Raw genomic sequence first — 13,704 nt, 5'->3', positions numbered from 1 at the left:
GTAAAGCCCCATGCTCGGTTATATCGTCGGACGCCTGGCCCAGGCGGTGGCAGTGATGCTTGCCGTGGCGCTGGTCGCGTTCCTTCTGTTCAATTACATCGGCGACCCGATCAACAACATGGTCGGCCAGGAAGCCACCACGATCGACCGCCAGGAGCTGCGCGAACAGCTTGGCCTGAACGATCCCGCGCCCGTGCAGTTCGGCCGTTTCCTGCTCAACGCCGCCGAAGGTAATTTCGGCCTGTCCTATCGCCTCAAGCGCCCGGTCGCCGTCCTGATCCAGGAACGCCTGCCGGCGACGCTGGAACTGGTCTTCCTTTCCGCCTTGCTGGCGCTGGCCGTCGGCCTGCCGCTCGGTGTCTATACGGCTTTGCGCCGCGACAGCTGGGTCAGCCAGTTCATCCTCACCTCCAGCCTGGTCGGCGTGTCACTGCCCACCTTCGTGATCGGCATCGGCCTGATCTACCTGCTGTCGGTGCAGTTCGACCTGCTGCCCAGTTTTGGGCGCGGCGAGGTGGTGCAACTGGGCTGGTGGAGCACCGGCCTGCTCACCAAATCCGGCTGGGCTGCCATCGTCATGCCGGCCATCACGCTCAGTCTGTACCAGCTCACCCTGGTGCTGCGCCTGGTGCGCACCGAGATGCTGGAAGTGCTGCGCACCGACTATATCAAGTTCGCCCGCGCGCGCGGCCTGACCGACCGCATCGTGCATTTCCGCCATGCGCTGAAGAACACCATGATGCCGGTGATCACCATCGTCGGCCTGCAGATCGGCTCGCTGATCGCCTTTTCCATCGTCACCGAAACCGTGTTCCAGTGGCCCGGCATGGGCCTTCTGTTCATCCAGGCGGTGGGCTTCGCCGATATTCCGGTGATGGCGGCCTATCTGGTGATGGTTGGCGCCATGTTCGTGGTGCTGAACCTGGCCGTGGACCTGATCTATTTCCTGATCGATCCGCGGCTGCGTGTCGACCGCGCCAAGGCGGCGGGGAGGGCGACATGAGCAGCGCCGCGACAGGCAGCCCCATGGCGACCCTGCGCCGCTGGTACGACAGCGACCTGGCCTACAGCTTCCGCCGCTCGCCCGCGGTCGTGGTTTCCGCCGTGGTGGCGCTGACCATCATCCTGGCCGCCGTATTCGCGCCGCTGGTCTCGCCGTTCAACCCGTTCGATCCCGGCGCCGTGAAGCTGATGGATGCCTTCACTCCACCGGCCTGGACGGAACAGGGCATGCGAACCTATCTGCTCGGCACCGACGACCAGGGCCGCGACCTGTTTTCCACCATCCTCTATGGCAGCCGCATCTCGCTGCTGGTGGGTTTTGCCGCGATTTCTTTCGCGGCCGTGTTCGGCACCCTGCTGGGCGTGCTGTGCGGCTATCGCGGCGGCTGGCTCGACATGGTGGTGATGCGCGCGGCCGATGTGCAGCTCACCATCCCCAGCATCCTGATCGCCCTGATGATCGACGGCGTTGCCCGCACGGCGCTGCCGCGCGAGCTGCATAACGAGATTGCCATCTTCGTGCTGATCTTCGCCATCGGCGTGGCCGACTGGCCGCAATTCGCCCGCGTGGCGCGGTCGGCCGCCATGGTCGAGCGCAACAAGGATTATGTCGCCGCTGCGCGCGTGATCGGCCAGCCCTCCTGGGTGATCGTGCTGCGCCATGTGCTGCCCAACACGCTGGGTCCGGTGCTGGTGCTGGCCACCGTGGGCCTGGCGCTGGCGGTGCTGTCGGAGGCGACGCTCAGCTTCCTCGGCGTCGGCGTGCCGCCGACCCAGCCCTCGCTGGGCACGCTGATCCGTGTCGGCCAGAGCTTCCTGTTCAGCGGCGAATGGTGGATCACCTTCTTCCCGGCGCTGACGCTGGTGCTGCTGGTGCTGGCGGTGAACGTGCTGGGCGACTGGCTGCGCGACGCGCTGAATCCCAAGCTGCGCTAGTTCTTCATGGCCTTGCGCGCGGCGTCTTCCCACTGGCGCTGTTTCGTCGCGTCGGGCGGCAGGCCGGGCTGGCCTTCGGCATAAAGCCGGGCCAGTTCCTGCATGGCGGCGACGTAGCCGCTTTGCGCCGCGCGTTCCAGCCAGCGCAGTTCCTCGCGCAGATCGGCCGGCACGCCGTCGCCGCTGCCGTAGCGCACGCCCAGCGCATAGGCCTCGGCCGGATCGCCCAGTTCGGCGGCGCGCCGGCCGGCCCGCACGGCCTGCGGCTTGTCCTTCATGTAGCGGTAGCAGTCGGCCAGCAGGGACCAGGCCTTCACATGGTTCGGCTCGTCCTTCACCAGCAGTTCCAGTTCGGCGGGCCTGCGGATAGTCGTTGATCAGCGCGGCATAGCCGGCATAGCGGTAGCGATATTCGGACTTGCCATCCGACAGCGCGATGGCGTGCCGGAAGGCCTTCAGGCCCTCGCCGTAAAAACCGCTGGCGAAATGCGCCTCGCCCAGCAGCGAAAACAGGGCCGGATCGCGCGGCTGCCTGGCGATGGCGGCCTCGCAGGCCCTGGTCAGGCCGCGCTGGGCTTCCTCGCGGCAGGATGCCGTCAGGTCCTGCGCCGCGGCGGGCAGGGCGAGGCACAGCAGCCCCAATGCAATACCCGCGAAACGGATCACAGGCAGGCCCGGATATCGGCGGCCAGTTTTGCGATGCCCTCGTGATCGCCGGGCGTCAGGTTCCAGTTCAGGCTGCCATTGTCGCCGAAGCGGCGCGGCAGCACATGCACATGGTAATGCAGCACCGACTGCGCTGCGCCCTGGCCATTGGCCTGCACGATGTTGATGCCATCGGGCTTCACGGCCTCGTTGACGGCGGCGGCGATCTTCTTCGCCGTGCGCGCCACGGCGGCGACGCTCTCGTCGCTGGCCTCGTGCAGGTTGGCGAAATGGCCCTTGCTCAGCACCAGGGCATGGCCGGGCATGAAGGGGTTGATGTCCATGATCGCGAAAGTGAGATCGTCTTCATAGAGCTTGAAGCTGGGCGCTTCGCCCTTCACGATCTTGCAGAAGATGCAGCCGGCATCCTGCGGCATGGCAGCCATCCGAGTCCTCCCGTTCTTTTCCGCCGATCTTAGCCGGCTGGGCCAAGACAGACTATTCCGTTTCGGGCTCGGCCTGCACCTGACGAAAAGGTGAATGCTGGTCCAGCGCCTCGATCATGCCGGCCATGTAGGCGCGCTCCTCCTCCAGATAGCGCGCAACGGCCTGCTGGAAACCCGGATCGGCCATCCAGTGGGCGGAATGGATCGGCACCGGCAGGTAGCCGCGCGCCAGCTTGTGCTCGCCCTGGGCGCCGGCCTCCACGCGGACCAGGCCATGGCGGATGGCATAGTCGATGGCCTGGTAGTAGCAGCATTCGAAATGCAGCCCCGGATGGTATTCGCTGCAGCCCCAGTTGCGGCCGTAGAGCGCATCCGAACCCAGCATGTTCCAGGCCCCGGCGATCCAGCGGCCGGCGCGGCGCGCCATCACCAGCACCACCCGTTCGGCCATGCTGTCGTGCAGGCGGGAAAAGAAGTCGCGGTTCAGATAGGGTCGGCCCCATTTGCGGCTGCCGGTATCCATGTAGAACTCGAAGAAGGCATCCCAGTGTTCGGGCTTCAGGTCGCCGCCCTGCAGCGTGACGATCTCGATGCCTGCCGCCACGGCATCGCGCCGTTCCTTGCGGATCGCCTTGCGCTTGCGCGAGGCGAGGGCGGCGAGGAAGGCCTCGAAATCGGCATAGCCCTCGTTGAGCCAGTGAAACTGCTCGCCCAGCCGCAGCAGCAGGTCGGGTTGTTGCCCGGCCCAGTCCGCCTGCTCCTCGGGCAGGAAATTCACATGCAGCGACGAGAGTCCGTGCTGGTTCGCGATGCCCTGCGCGCCGTGCAGCAGCGCCGATGCGACGGCGCCGAAATCCTGCCCCGGCGCCACCAGGAAACGCGGCCCGGTCACCGGCGTGAAGGGCACGGCCGATAGCAGTTTGGGGTAATACTGGCCGCCGGCGCGGGCATAGGCCTCGGCCCAGCCATGGTCGAAGATGTATTCGCCCTGGCTGTGGCCCTTCACATACAGCGGCAGGATGCCGGCCACCGCGCCGCCGATCTCGGCCACCAGATGCAAAGGCTGCCAGCCGGTGCGTGGCGTCACGCAGCCCGATTGCTCCAGCGCGTCGAGGAAGGCATGACTGATAAAGGGATTGTCCTGCCCCGCGCAGCGATCCCAGTCCGACGCGGCCAGGTCGGCGACGCGCTTCAGGCTGCGCAGGTCTATCCGTTTGCTGGAACCCACGCTGCCAGTCATGCCGCCGTAGACAGATCCTCGAAGATCACGTTGTCGGCATGGGCTGCCGCGCGGGCGCGTTCGGTCGGCGTGCGCACGGTCCAGCTTAAAATCGGCAAACCGCGCCGCCGCGCCGCCGCCGTGATCTCCGACGGCAGGTCGCGCACGTCATAGGCCAGGAAATCCGGCTCGCCATAGCCGTTCATCAGGGCGCGCTTCAGCTGCCACCGGGTGAACCAGCCAAGGCCCTTGGTCATGTCGGCCATGTTGGTGGCGATCTGGCCGCGCACGATCTGCGGCGCATGCTTCTGGAACCATTTCACGGTGCGCGGATTGAACGACTGCACCACGAAGGGGCCGGGATAATGCTGCAGCATGCGGGCCACGCTTTCCTCCAACTGGCCCGGCAATTCGCCCTTGTCCTTCTTCAGTTCCACCACCAGCGGCACCTGGCCCTTCACCTGGTCGAGCAGGTCGCGGAAGCTCGGCACGGTTTCCTGCGTGCCCAGCAGCGTCAGTGGTTTCAATTCGGCCAGCGGCATGCGCTTCACGATGCCCTCGCGCCCACACAGCCGGGTCAGGTCCGGGTCGTGGAACACCGCCACCTGGCCATCGCCGGTGATGCGCACATCGGTCTCGATTGCAAAGCCGGCATCGATCGCCTTCTGGAAAGCCAGCCGTGAATTCTCCGGCACGCCCTTGGCAATGTCATGCAGGCCGCGATGGGCCACCGGCGTCCTGGTCAGCCATTTCGGCAGGTCGCGTTTGCTCATGGTCTTCAATCTCAATGCAGCAGGAACACGGCATCGGCCTCGAAGGCGATGTCGAAGGGCAGGGCAAGGGTGGTGGTGACGGCACGGGCCGGCAGGTTCTCTGGGCCGAAGACTGCAGCGATCAGGTCGGTGGCGCCATCGGCCACCTTATGGGCATCGGTATAATCCGGGCCGGCATTGACCAGCGCAAAGACTTTGACGCAGCGGGCGATGCGATCCAGGTCGCCGCCGCAGGCCGCCTGCATATGGGCCAACAGGTTCAGCGCGGTCAGCCGCGCAGCAGCGTAGCCGTCCTCGAAACTGAGGCTGCCGCCAACCTTGCCGCTGTAGCGCACCGCGCTGCCCCAGGTGGGGCCCACGCCGGCCACATGCACGAGGTTACCGCTCGTGACGAAGCCGACATAATTGCCGGTGGGCGGGTGCTGCGGCGGCAGTTCCAGCCCCATCGCCTTCAATCGGGCCGCAACCTTGCTCATACGGTCAGGCGATCTCGAAGATGGCGTCCACTTCCACCGACACGCCGCGCGGCAGCGACACGGCGCCGACGGCAAAGCGGGCATGCTTGCCGGCATCGCCGAACACCTCGACCATTAGGTCGGAGGCGCCGTTCACCACCTGGGGATGGTCGATGAAATCGGCCGTGCAGTTCACGAAGCCGCCCAGCTTGGCCACGCGCTTCACGCGATCCAGGCTGCCGCCCAAAGCCGCACGGGCCTGCGCGATGATGTTGAGGCCGCAGAGCCGCGCGGCCTGCTTGCCGGTCTCCAAATCCATGTCGGCGCCCAGCTTGCCCAGATAGCGCACTTCGCCATTGAAGATGGTGATCTGGCCGGCCACGAACAGCAGATTGCCGGCGATCACGGTCGGCACGTAATTGGCAGCCGGCGCGGCGGGATTGGGCAGTTCGATCTTGAGGGCGGCGAGGCGGGCGTCGTGGCTCATGGTGGGCCTTTCCGGTCATCTGGGGGATGACCGGTTCTAGCCCGGAAGCCGGCGCCATGGCAACGCACCCAGAAGACATGGGCACCGGCAGGGTATCGGGTTATGCCGATAAGGTGATTGGAGCTGGCCGGGTTCGGGAGCGACCGGTTCAGGAACGCCGCGCCTGCTTCCGGGCATACATGGCCCGGTCGCTGTCGCGCAGCAGGGTCTTGAGGTCGGTATCGCCATCGTAAGCGGCGAAGCCATAGCTCAGGCCGGTCGGGATCAGGGCATCGCCGTGGCGCAGGGGCTGGCGTTCGATCTGCGCGGTCAGGTCGGCCAGGCGGCTCTCGGCCTGGGCCAGGCTGGCACCGGGCATGGCCAGCACGAATTCGTCGCCATGCAGGCGGGCGAGGCAGTCGGTGGCGCGCGCGGCGGGCCGCAGGCGCAGGGCGATCTGCCGCAGCACGGCATCGCCGGCGGCATGGCCGTGGCGGTCGTTGATCGCCTTGAAGCGGTCGAGGTCGAGGAAGGCGAGGCAGCCGCCGCGCTGCTCGCGCCGCGCACGGGCCAGCTCGGCCGTCATGAAGGATTCAAAAGCGCGCCGGTTGGGCAGGCCGGTGAGTTCGTCGGTGGACGACATCGCCTGCAATTCGTCGATGCGCGCCTGCTGCTCCACCAGCCGCTGCTCGCTCTCGGCCGCCGCCGTCAGGATCTGCTCCACCAGTTCGCGCTTGCGCGGATCGGGGTCGCGCCGCAACGCCAGCCGCAGCCGCAGCACCAGGCTGGCGAAACCGGGGCCGGCATGGTGGGACGCAGCCTGGGCGTCGCCCGCATCGGCGGGCCAGGAAGAAATCGGGAAATCGTTTGCGGGCATCATGGTGTTTGTCCTCACACCATGACAAAGCAAGCCGTATGCCAGCAGAAAATGGCGGAAAACCGGTATTGGTGGCGCGTGTGGGCCGGCAGGATTTGCCGGGCGGATCGGGGTGGGAGTGGACGTCCGCTTTCAGTTTGTCCCGGCTTGCCCGGGCGGTATCATTCCGGGCATCCAACAAATGCTCCGGCTTCCGCCATGGTCCGCACCGTCATCACCCTAGACCCGGAAGACAGGGCCTGGCTCGACCGCAAGGCGCGGGAGACCGGCCGGCCGATGACGGCTTTGGTGCGCGAAGCCGTGGCGCGCTATCGCGCCGAGGACGAGCGGCGCGGCAAAAACGATCTGGCCGATTTGGTGCAAAAGACCAAAGGCCTGTGGGAAGGCGGAGATGGTCTCGTGTGGCAGGACAAATTGCGGGACGAGTGGGAGCGGTGAAAGGCCCGCTCAATTCCGCGATTCTGATTGATCACTTCAACGGCTTCGAATGCAGCCGGAGATGAAAAGAATTGTGGCCTGTCCCCGATTACTCCAAGGAAACGCAAAGCATGAATGACGAAGACGAAGTCAAATACTTTAACCTTCGCAAACAGGCCAAGACTTATATTTCAAAGGTCTTCACCTTTAATGCGCGAAACTCGGAACGCGTTCGCCATGTTAGAATAGCGATTGAAGGGAGCGATCAAGTTCACTTTGGCGAAATTGACGGCGCGATGTGCCTTCGCCTGACGGGCAATACGCGCAAAACGCAGGTTACTGCCCTCATCACTCAAGATGACAAGAAGATCAAGCGGCTGAGCCTTCAAACCTTCAAGACACGCGCGGGAGATTGGATTGAGGCCATCGAAAAAGACGAATTTACTTTCAGGGCAGATGAATTCCGCCGGCTTCTCGATTTCCTATCCCAGATTGAGTTTATAGACCTGTCAAATGAAGAAAATTTCCAGATAGAAGACATATCTACGAAGGCGGGGCCGAAAACAATTATTGATGCGTCAGATCGCGCAATTATTGATCGGATCAAGGGCATGTCAGAAGGACAGAGGAACCGCCTTCTGCATGAACTCCAACCTTCGTTAACTGACGAAGAAATCAATATCCTTCTTGGGCGCAGGCAAGGCCTGGAGGAATATGAAAAGCACATGCGCCTCGGAGATTGGAGTGAGACGCAATGGCAGGACTTCTTTGAGCGTGAGCAGTGGGTTTTCGGGTATGGCCTCGATTATCGCGTAATGCGACAATTTGGCCGAGAGATGACAGTCGGGACTGGCGGCACTGACAACCAGAACAAACCTGTGATCGACTTTCTTATGAGTTTCACGGACTACACTGTGCTTGTCGAAATCAAGAAGCCTGACACTCCAATTTTCAGGGCAATCCGAGGTGGTCGCGCCGGAACATGGGAATTTAGCCCGGAATTTGTGAGCGCCATTTCCCAGATTATCGAGCAGAAGGCGGAGTGGTCATCATTTGCCTCAACTGGCGAGCACTATAATAAATCAGGCACCGAGATTCTGGCGGCGCGCACCAGAAATGCAAAAAGTATCTTAGTAATTGGTTCGCGGGATCAATTCACGAAAGCTGATAGCTCCAGAGATTCCAATCTAATGCGCGACACTTTCGAATTGTTCCGGCGCGAGAACCGCAGCATTGATATCGTAACGTTCGATGAGTTGCTTGAACGCGCGAGGTTCATTACTCGCAGTCACTAGCGCTGAAGGGCAATCGAGCAGGTCACGATTTTAGTGCGCGGCTCACCACCTCCAGCACTACATTCTGATTTCAATATCGATGCGGGCGGCATCGGCCAGCGTCTGGAAATGGATACGGGTTTCGGCAATGGCCGCGCCGCCCTCCAGCGCATGCCATTGATCGAGGAAGTCCCGGCCCATGGCTTTCAGGCTCTGCGGGCCTATGGTCGCGCGCTGGCGGGGCGATGCCTTGGTGGAGGAGGGTGCTGTCCTGGTCATGGCTGCCTGCCTCCGGCCCCCGGCGGTGCTTGTGGTCGGGCCATAGTATGAGGTCTGGACTTTGTGCTAAAAGTTCCTATAATGTTCCTGTGGAGTCAAGCATTATTACCAAGGCTGGTGCTCCGGGCCGGATTTCAGGCCCGTCATGGCATGCGGGTGTATGCGATAAGCGGCGATAATGTCCGTTAGGTCGCCATAAGGCGCCATAAGGCCTGATCCGCGCCGGTAGGCCAAACGAAGCGTAACGAGCAGTACCGAAGCCAAACGAACACAAACGAAGCGTAACGAAGCAAAACGAACACGAACGAGCAGTAACGAAGTCAAACGAAGCGTGACGAACCCAAACGAACCTGAATGGACCCAGATGGACCGGAACGGACCCGAATGGACCGGAACGGACCCAAACCGTCACGAATGGTCGCAAACGGTCCCGGATGGTGCTGTAAACGACCCGTGCATTGGGCAGGCGTTTCTTTCTTGCAGTGCGAAGGGTATTCTTGAGTCGCATCATTTTTTCAGCGCCGGGCCATATCCGGCCCAATTCGAAGGCCCCCATGTCGGCTGTTGCCAGATTGCGCGTTTTCATCCTGCTGCTCGCCCTGGCCGCATTGCCGGCCGGCACCGCGCCCGTTGTTGCGCGCGCCGCCGATGCCAGCGACATGGCGGCCATCGCGCAGGGCCTGGTCAGCCACAAGGCGCTCTATGGCCTGTCCATCGCCAAGCTCGATGCCCGCAACTACCGCAACGGCATCGCCGGGGGGCTGAGCCTGGAATTCGTGCATGCCTGCGACGGCTATGTTCTGAACCAGCGTTTCCTGATCGAGACCAACACCGAGGACGGTACGCTGATCAACGACATGGTGCTGAATTCCTGGGAATCGCTCGATGGCCAGCGCTTCCGCTTCAAGATGAAGGACGAGGTGAATGGCGACCTCGAACAGGAACTGGCCGGCGAGGGCAAGCTGAAAGGCCGCGGCGAATCCGGCCTGGTGCGCTTCACCCAGCCCGAGGATACCGAACTGGCCCTGCCGGCCGGCACGGCATTCCCCACCGAGCACACCATGCGCCTGATCCAGATGGCGCGCACCGGCGGCAACTGGCTGCATGCGGCGATCTTCGACGGCGCCTCGGCCGAGGGCTACAGCGAGGTGGGCGGCTTCGTCGGCGGCGAACTGCCGGTCGAGGCTGGCGACACGCCGCTGCTGGCGCCGCTGAAGGGCCAGCGGTCCTGGCGCGTGCGGCTGGCCTATTTCACCTCCGACAAGACGCAGGACACGCCCGATTACGAAATCGCCTACCGCCTGTTCGAGAATGGCGTGGTCGACGACATCGTGTTCGATTACGGCGACTACGCGATCCGCGCGACGCTCAAATTCCTGGAGCTGAAGCCGCGCGATCCGTGTTGACGGTTCAGGCCTCGCCCGGCGCCCATAACCAGGCGGCGCCGCGCACGCCGGAACTGTCGCCGTGGCGGTTCTTCACCAATGGTGTGGTCACGGTGTCGGAGAAGACATAGGCGCCCCACATGCGCGGCACGTTCTGATAGAGGCGCGCGAGATTCGACAGCCCGCCGCCCAGCACGACGATGTCGGGGTCCATCACGTTGAGGATCGCGGCCAGGCCGCGGGCCAGCCGGTGTTCGTAGCGCTGCAGGGTGGCTTCCGCCGCCGCATCGCCGGCTTCCGCTGCCGCCACGATGGCGGGGCCGTCCAGGTCGCGGCCGGTGTAAGTGCGGAAGTCCAGCTCCAGCCCGGTGCCCGACAGGAAGGTTTCCTGGCAGCCATGCTTGCCGCAGTAACAGAGCGGGCCGGGCAATTCATCGGGCAGGGGCCAAGGGAGCGGATTGTGGCCCCATTCGCCGGCGATGGCATTCGGGCCGGTCAGGGCATGGCCGTTCACCACGATGCCGGCGCCGCAGCCGGTGCCGAGGATGGCGCCGAATACCACGGCGTGGCCCGCGCCGGCGCCGTCACTGGCTTCCGACAGGGCAAAGCAGTTGGCGTCGTTGGCCAGCCGCACGTGCCGTCCGGTCGCCTCGGCCAGGTCGCGGTCCAGCGGATGGCCGATCAGCCAGGTGGAGTTGGCGTTCTTGATCAGGCCGGTGGCCGGCGAGATGGTGCCCGGAATCCCCACCCCGACCGGGGCCTTGATTGTCGTCTCTCCGGCCTCAGCCGCCACGGCGGCGGTCAGGTCGCGAAGGGCGGTCACTGTTGCGTGATAGCTGCCGCGCGGGGCCGGCACGCGGCGGCGGGCCTGAATACGCCCATCATCGGCCAGGGCGATGGCCTCGATCTTGGTGCCGCCCAGGTCGATGCCGATGCGCATGGTCAGGTCGGCTCCAGCAGGCCGGTAATAAGGCGCTGCAGGTCGGGCCAGGTTTCGGCGCGATGGTGGCAATCCTCGGCCGGACCCAGCAGGGCGGCCAGGCGCGGATCGGCGATGAAATGCAGCCGATGCGCCGCTGGCGCCAGTTTGGCCACCGAGGCGTGATTGTGGGGGATGTCGTCGATGAACACGGCCGGGGCGGCGGCGCGGGTAAGCAATTCCGCTACGGCAGGGCCTTTCGGCCCGGTATTGGCGATCAGCGGGAAATCCATGCCATGGCGCTGCAAGGCCCGCTGGCGCGCCTGCCGGGCCGACATCGGCACGTTGCTCAGCACCAGCACGCGGCCTTTTGCGCTCAGGGTTTCCAGCGCGGCCGCCGCGCCATCCACCGGCTCGAGGCTTTCGGTCGCCTCGTCGAAAAAGCACTGCAGCAGGGGATGCAGCAGCTCGGCCGCCACCGGCAGGTCGTCGGCGCGCTGGCGGATGTTGCCATACAGGGCATAGGAGGCCCAGTCGAAATAGAGATCGCGCCCGGTCAGGAAGGTCTCCAATCCCCGCATGAAATAGAACAGCACCTCGTCGGCATCGACGATGATCAGGGGCTGTCCTGCCGTAAAGGTTAGCCCGGCGATCTGCTCGGCAACCGGCGCGGGAAGGGGCGGAATTCGGTCGGGAATCTGGCTCATCGTCTCTATATTGGACTAACTATTGTCATGGTAAACGGCTTGGCCGGGCCACGCCATGATGCTACAAAATCCTGGATACTCAGGAAAATATGGCGCAGGGCAGCGATAGAATATCCGGGGAAGGCGTCTGATGAGCAAGACAGTACTGATTGTCGAGGACAACGAACTTAACATGAAGTTGTTCCACGACCTGCTTGATGCGCATGGGTACGAGACCCTGCAGACCAAGGATGGCATGGAAGCGCTGGCCATGGTGCGTAAGCATCGGCCCGACCTGATCCTGATGGATATCCAGCTGCCCGAGGTTTCCGGCCTGGAAGTGATCAAGTGGATCAAGGAAGACGACAACCTGCGCACCATCCCGGTGGTCGCCGTCACCGCGTTTGCCATGAAGGGCGACGAGGAGAAGATGCGCGAGGGCGGCTGCGACGCCTATATCGCCAAGCCAATCTCGGTCGGCAAGTTCATCGAGACGGTGAAGCAGTTCCTTGAGCCCCGGGCCTGAAGCCAGCACTGATTCCCGATGACCGCGCGCATATTGGTCGTCGATGACATCCGCACCAATATCAAGGTGCTGGAAGCCAAGCTGACCAGCGAATATTACGAGGTGATCACCGCCGGCTCCGGGCCGGAGGCGCTGGATGCCGTCGCCAGCCAGAAACCCGACCTGATCCTGCTCGACGTGATGATGCCGGGCATGGACGGCTTCGAGGTCTGCCGCCGGCTGAAGGCCGATCCCGACGCGGCGCATATCCCGGTGATCATGGTCACCGCACTGGGCGACCCGGAAGACAGGGTGCAGGGCCTGAGTTCCGGCGCCGACGATTTCCTCACCAAACCTGTCGACGATGTCGCCATGTTCGCGCGCGTGCGATCGCTGCTGCGCGTCAAGCTGATGCTCGATGAGTTGCGCATGCGCGAGCGCACATCCGCGTCGCTGGGCGTGATCTCGCCGCCGGTGCCGAAACTGGACGAGGATTACGCCGCGGCGCAGATCCTGCTGGTGGAAGACAATCCACGCGACCAGGTGCGGCTGCAGCGCATGCTGGAAGGCCAGTTCCGCACCGAGCTGATCGCCGATGGCATGGAGGCGCTGAACCGCGCCCGGCAGACCGAATATGATTCCGTGGTGGTCAGCCTCAGCCTGCAGAATCCCGATGGCCTGCGGCTCTGCTCGCAGTTCCGCACCACCGAGGAAACCCGCAATGTACCGATCCTGCTGCTGGTCGGGCCGGACGACCAGAAGCAGCTGGTGAAGGGCCTGGAGATCGGCGTCACCGACTATGTCGTGCGGCCGATCGACCGCAACGAATTCATCGCCCGCCTGCGGGCGCAGGCGCGGCGCAAGCGCTATCAGGACCGTCTGCGGCAGCATTACCAGCAGAGCATGGAAATGGCGGTGACCGATCCGCTCACCGGCCTGTATAACCGCCGCTACATGGCCTCGCATCTGGCGACCCTGCTGAGTCAGAGCGCCAGCCAGCACGGCACCGCTGTGGTGATCCTTGATCTCGACCATTTCAAGCAGGTCAACGACACCCACGGCCACCAGGCGGGCGACGAGGTGCTGCGCGAAGTGGGCAACCGCATCGTGCGCAACATTCGCGGCATCGACATGGCCTGCCGCTATGGCGGCGAGGAATTCGTCGTGCTGATGCCAGACACCGATCTGGATTCCGCCGAGGTGGTCGCCAACCGCCTGCTGCATGCACTCGCCGACAAGCCGGTGGCGACGCGCAATGCCGGCGAACTGACCGTCACCTGTTCGATCGGCTGCACGTCGTCAGGGCCGAACGACAACGCCGATTCCCTGCTCAAGCGCGCCGACGAGGCGCTGTACGAAGCCAAGAACGGCGGACGCAACCGGATCATCTACCGGTCGGCCTGACAGCCGGGTGGATACA

At 64.0% G+C, this 13,704-nt stretch carries 17 protein-coding genes; 7 read left to right on the top strand and 10 right to left on the bottom strand.

From position 1 onward, the window contains the following. The first annotated feature begins 10 nt into the window (after positions 1-10). The gene (locus ACK4FJ_RS16480; RefSeq protein ID WP_409767819.1) at positions 11-1,003 is read left to right on the top strand and encodes an ABC transporter permease; all 993 of its coding nucleotides are present in this window, start codon (positions 11-13) and stop codon (positions 1,001-1,003) included. After that, positions 1,000-1,938: an ABC transporter permease gene (locus tag ACK4FJ_RS16475; RefSeq protein WP_409767818.1), complete on the top strand. Its 939-nt coding sequence runs from the start codon at positions 1,000-1,002 to the stop codon at positions 1,936-1,938. Before ACK4FJ_RS16480 ends, ACK4FJ_RS16475 begins: the two co-directional genes overlap by 4 nt. Here the strand turns inward: ACK4FJ_RS16475 and ACK4FJ_RS16470 are convergent. The 7 genes from ACK4FJ_RS16470 to ACK4FJ_RS16440 form a co-directional block, all read right to left on the bottom strand. Continuing rightward, the gene (locus ACK4FJ_RS16470) at positions 1,935-2,276 is read right to left on the bottom strand and encodes a tetratricopeptide repeat protein (RefSeq protein ID WP_409767817.1); all 342 of its coding nucleotides are present in this window, start codon (positions 2,274-2,276) and stop codon (positions 1,935-1,937) included. The genes ACK4FJ_RS16475 and ACK4FJ_RS16470 overlap by 4 nt on opposite strands. 324 nt (positions 2,277-2,600) lie before the next feature. Next, positions 2,601-3,029, bottom strand: coding sequence for an HIT family protein (locus tag ACK4FJ_RS16465; RefSeq protein WP_409767816.1), 429 nt, complete (start codon positions 3,027-3,029; stop codon positions 2,601-2,603). 52 nt (positions 3,030-3,081) lie between these two features. Then, positions 3,082-4,269 carry a GNAT family N-acetyltransferase gene (locus ACK4FJ_RS16460; protein WP_409767815.1) on the bottom strand — a complete coding sequence of 396 codons (1,188 nt, stop codon included), beginning with the start codon at positions 4,267-4,269 and terminating at the stop codon, positions 3,082-3,084. After that, positions 4,266-5,021: a glycerophosphodiester phosphodiesterase gene (locus ACK4FJ_RS16455; RefSeq protein WP_409767814.1), complete on the bottom strand. Its 756-nt coding sequence runs from the start codon at positions 5,019-5,021 to the stop codon at positions 4,266-4,268. The genes ACK4FJ_RS16460 and ACK4FJ_RS16455 overlap by 4 nt, the downstream gene beginning before the upstream one ends. Before the next feature lie 11 nt (positions 5,022-5,032). Then, on the bottom strand, positions 5,033-5,497 hold the full coding sequence (locus ACK4FJ_RS16450; protein WP_409767813.1) for a RidA family protein: 465 nt from the start codon (positions 5,495-5,497) through the stop codon (positions 5,033-5,035). A 4-nt stretch (positions 5,498-5,501) separates the two neighbouring features. Then, on the bottom strand, positions 5,502-5,963 hold the full coding sequence (locus ACK4FJ_RS16445; RefSeq protein WP_409767812.1) for a RidA family protein: 462 nt from the start codon (positions 5,961-5,963) through the stop codon (positions 5,502-5,504). Positions 5,964-6,111: 148 nt separating this feature from the next. Next, entirely contained in the window at positions 6,112-6,822 is a 711-nt protein-coding gene (locus ACK4FJ_RS16440) for a GGDEF domain-containing protein (RefSeq protein WP_409767811.1), read from the bottom strand. Positions 6,823-7,017: 195 nt separating this feature from the next. On the opposite strand from ACK4FJ_RS16440, the gene ACK4FJ_RS16435 reads away from it, so the two are divergent. Together ACK4FJ_RS16435 and ACK4FJ_RS16430 are read left to right on the top strand one after the other, a co-directional pair. Further along, on the top strand, positions 7,018-7,257 hold the full coding sequence (locus tag ACK4FJ_RS16435) for a ribbon-helix-helix protein, CopG family (protein WP_409767810.1): 240 nt from the start codon (positions 7,018-7,020) through the stop codon (positions 7,255-7,257). Positions 7,258-7,367: 110 nt separating this feature from the next. After that, on the top strand, positions 7,368-8,531 hold the full coding sequence (locus ACK4FJ_RS16430) for a Shedu immune nuclease family protein (RefSeq protein WP_409767809.1): 1,164 nt from the start codon (positions 7,368-7,370) through the stop codon (positions 8,529-8,531). A 57-nt stretch (positions 8,532-8,588) separates the two neighbouring features. Here ACK4FJ_RS16430 and ACK4FJ_RS16425 read toward each other — a convergent pair whose 3' ends face one another. Then, a complete protein-coding gene (locus tag ACK4FJ_RS16425; RefSeq protein WP_409767808.1) occupies positions 8,589-8,789 on the bottom strand; it encodes a hypothetical protein in 201 nt (66 codons plus the stop codon). A 554-nt stretch (positions 8,790-9,343) separates the two neighbouring features. Here ACK4FJ_RS16425 and ACK4FJ_RS16420 point away from each other — a divergent pair. Further along, complete coding sequence (locus ACK4FJ_RS16420) at positions 9,344-10,195, top strand: EipB family protein (protein WP_409767807.1); 852 nt, start codon at positions 9,344-9,346, stop codon at positions 10,193-10,195. A 4-nt stretch (positions 10,196-10,199) separates the two neighbouring features. Here ACK4FJ_RS16420 and ACK4FJ_RS16415 read toward each other — a convergent pair whose 3' ends face one another. Then, positions 10,200-11,114 carry an ROK family protein gene (locus tag ACK4FJ_RS16415; RefSeq protein WP_409767806.1) on the bottom strand — a complete coding sequence of 305 codons (915 nt, stop codon included), beginning with the start codon at positions 11,112-11,114 and terminating at the stop codon, positions 10,200-10,202. Between the two features lie 2 nt (positions 11,115-11,116). Beyond that, positions 11,117-11,800 carry a hypothetical protein gene (locus tag ACK4FJ_RS16410; RefSeq protein WP_409767805.1) on the bottom strand — a complete coding sequence of 228 codons (684 nt, stop codon included), beginning with the start codon at positions 11,798-11,800 and terminating at the stop codon, positions 11,117-11,119. Positions 11,801-11,930: 130 nt separating this feature from the next. Between ACK4FJ_RS16410 and ACK4FJ_RS16405 the strand changes: the two genes are divergently transcribed. Together ACK4FJ_RS16405 and ACK4FJ_RS16400 are read left to right on the top strand one after the other, a co-directional pair. Further along, positions 11,931-12,305: a response regulator gene (locus tag ACK4FJ_RS16405; RefSeq protein ID WP_409767804.1), complete on the top strand. Its 375-nt coding sequence runs from the start codon at positions 11,931-11,933 to the stop codon at positions 12,303-12,305. A gap of 18 nt (positions 12,306-12,323) precedes the next feature. After that, on the top strand, positions 12,324-13,688 hold the full coding sequence (locus ACK4FJ_RS16400) for a PleD family two-component system response regulator (protein ID WP_409767803.1): 1,365 nt from the start codon (positions 12,324-12,326) through the stop codon (positions 13,686-13,688). Positions 13,689-13,704 lie beyond the last annotated feature (16 nt).

Origin of the sequence: Ferrovibrio sp. (assembly GCF_046297595.1) — a bacterium.
Lineage (GTDB): Bacteria > Pseudomonadota > Alphaproteobacteria > Ferrovibrionales > Ferrovibrionaceae > Ferrovibrio.
This window is presented reverse-complemented; position numbering and strand designations above follow the sequence as displayed.

Bases quoted from the DNA above. Each gene is read 5' to 3' on its own strand.
- ACK4FJ_RS16450 (WP_409767813.1), bottom strand. From the start codon at position 5,497: ATGAGCAAGGTTGCGGCCCGATTGAAGGCGATGGGGCTGGAACTGCCG.
- ACK4FJ_RS16410 (WP_409767805.1), bottom strand. From the start codon at position 11,800: ATGAGCCAGATTCCCGACCGAATTCCGCCCCTTCCCGCGCCGGTTGCC.
- ACK4FJ_RS16425 (WP_409767808.1), bottom strand. From the start codon at position 8,789: ATGACCAGGACAGCACCCTCCTCCACCAAGGCATCGCCCCGCCAGCGC.
- ACK4FJ_RS16480 (WP_409767819.1), top strand. From the start codon at position 11: ATGCTCGGTTATATCGTCGGACGCCTGGCCCAGGCGGTGGCAGTGATG.
- ACK4FJ_RS16400 (WP_409767803.1), top strand. From the start codon at position 12,324: ATGACCGCGCGCATATTGGTCGTCGATGACATCCGCACCAATATCAAG.
- ACK4FJ_RS16435 (WP_409767810.1), top strand. From the start codon at position 7,018: ATGGTCCGCACCGTCATCACCCTAGACCCGGAAGACAGGGCCTGGCTC.
- ACK4FJ_RS16445 (WP_409767812.1), bottom strand. From the start codon at position 5,963: ATGAGCCACGACGCCCGCCTCGCCGCCCTCAAGATCGAACTGCCCAAT.
- ACK4FJ_RS16475 (WP_409767818.1), top strand. From the start codon at position 1,000: ATGAGCAGCGCCGCGACAGGCAGCCCCATGGCGACCCTGCGCCGCTGG.
- ACK4FJ_RS16460 (WP_409767815.1), bottom strand. From the start codon at position 4,269: ATGACTGGCAGCGTGGGTTCCAGCAAACGGATAGACCTGCGCAGCCTG.
- ACK4FJ_RS16430 (WP_409767809.1), top strand. From the start codon at position 7,368: ATGAATGACGAAGACGAAGTCAAATACTTTAACCTTCGCAAACAGGCC.
- ACK4FJ_RS16405 (WP_409767804.1), top strand. From the start codon at position 11,931: ATGAGCAAGACAGTACTGATTGTCGAGGACAACGAACTTAACATGAAG.
- ACK4FJ_RS16420 (WP_409767807.1), top strand. From the start codon at position 9,344: ATGTCGGCTGTTGCCAGATTGCGCGTTTTCATCCTGCTGCTCGCCCTG.
- ACK4FJ_RS16440 (WP_409767811.1), bottom strand. From the start codon at position 6,822: ATGATGCCCGCAAACGATTTCCCGATTTCTTCCTGGCCCGCCGATGCG.
- ACK4FJ_RS16415 (WP_409767806.1), bottom strand. From the start codon at position 11,114: ATGCGCATCGGCATCGACCTGGGCGGCACCAAGATCGAGGCCATCGCC.
- ACK4FJ_RS16455 (WP_409767814.1), bottom strand. From the start codon at position 5,021: ATGAGCAAACGCGACCTGCCGAAATGGCTGACCAGGACGCCGGTGGCC.
- ACK4FJ_RS16465 (WP_409767816.1), bottom strand. From the start codon at position 3,029: ATGGCTGCCATGCCGCAGGATGCCGGCTGCATCTTCTGCAAGATCGTG.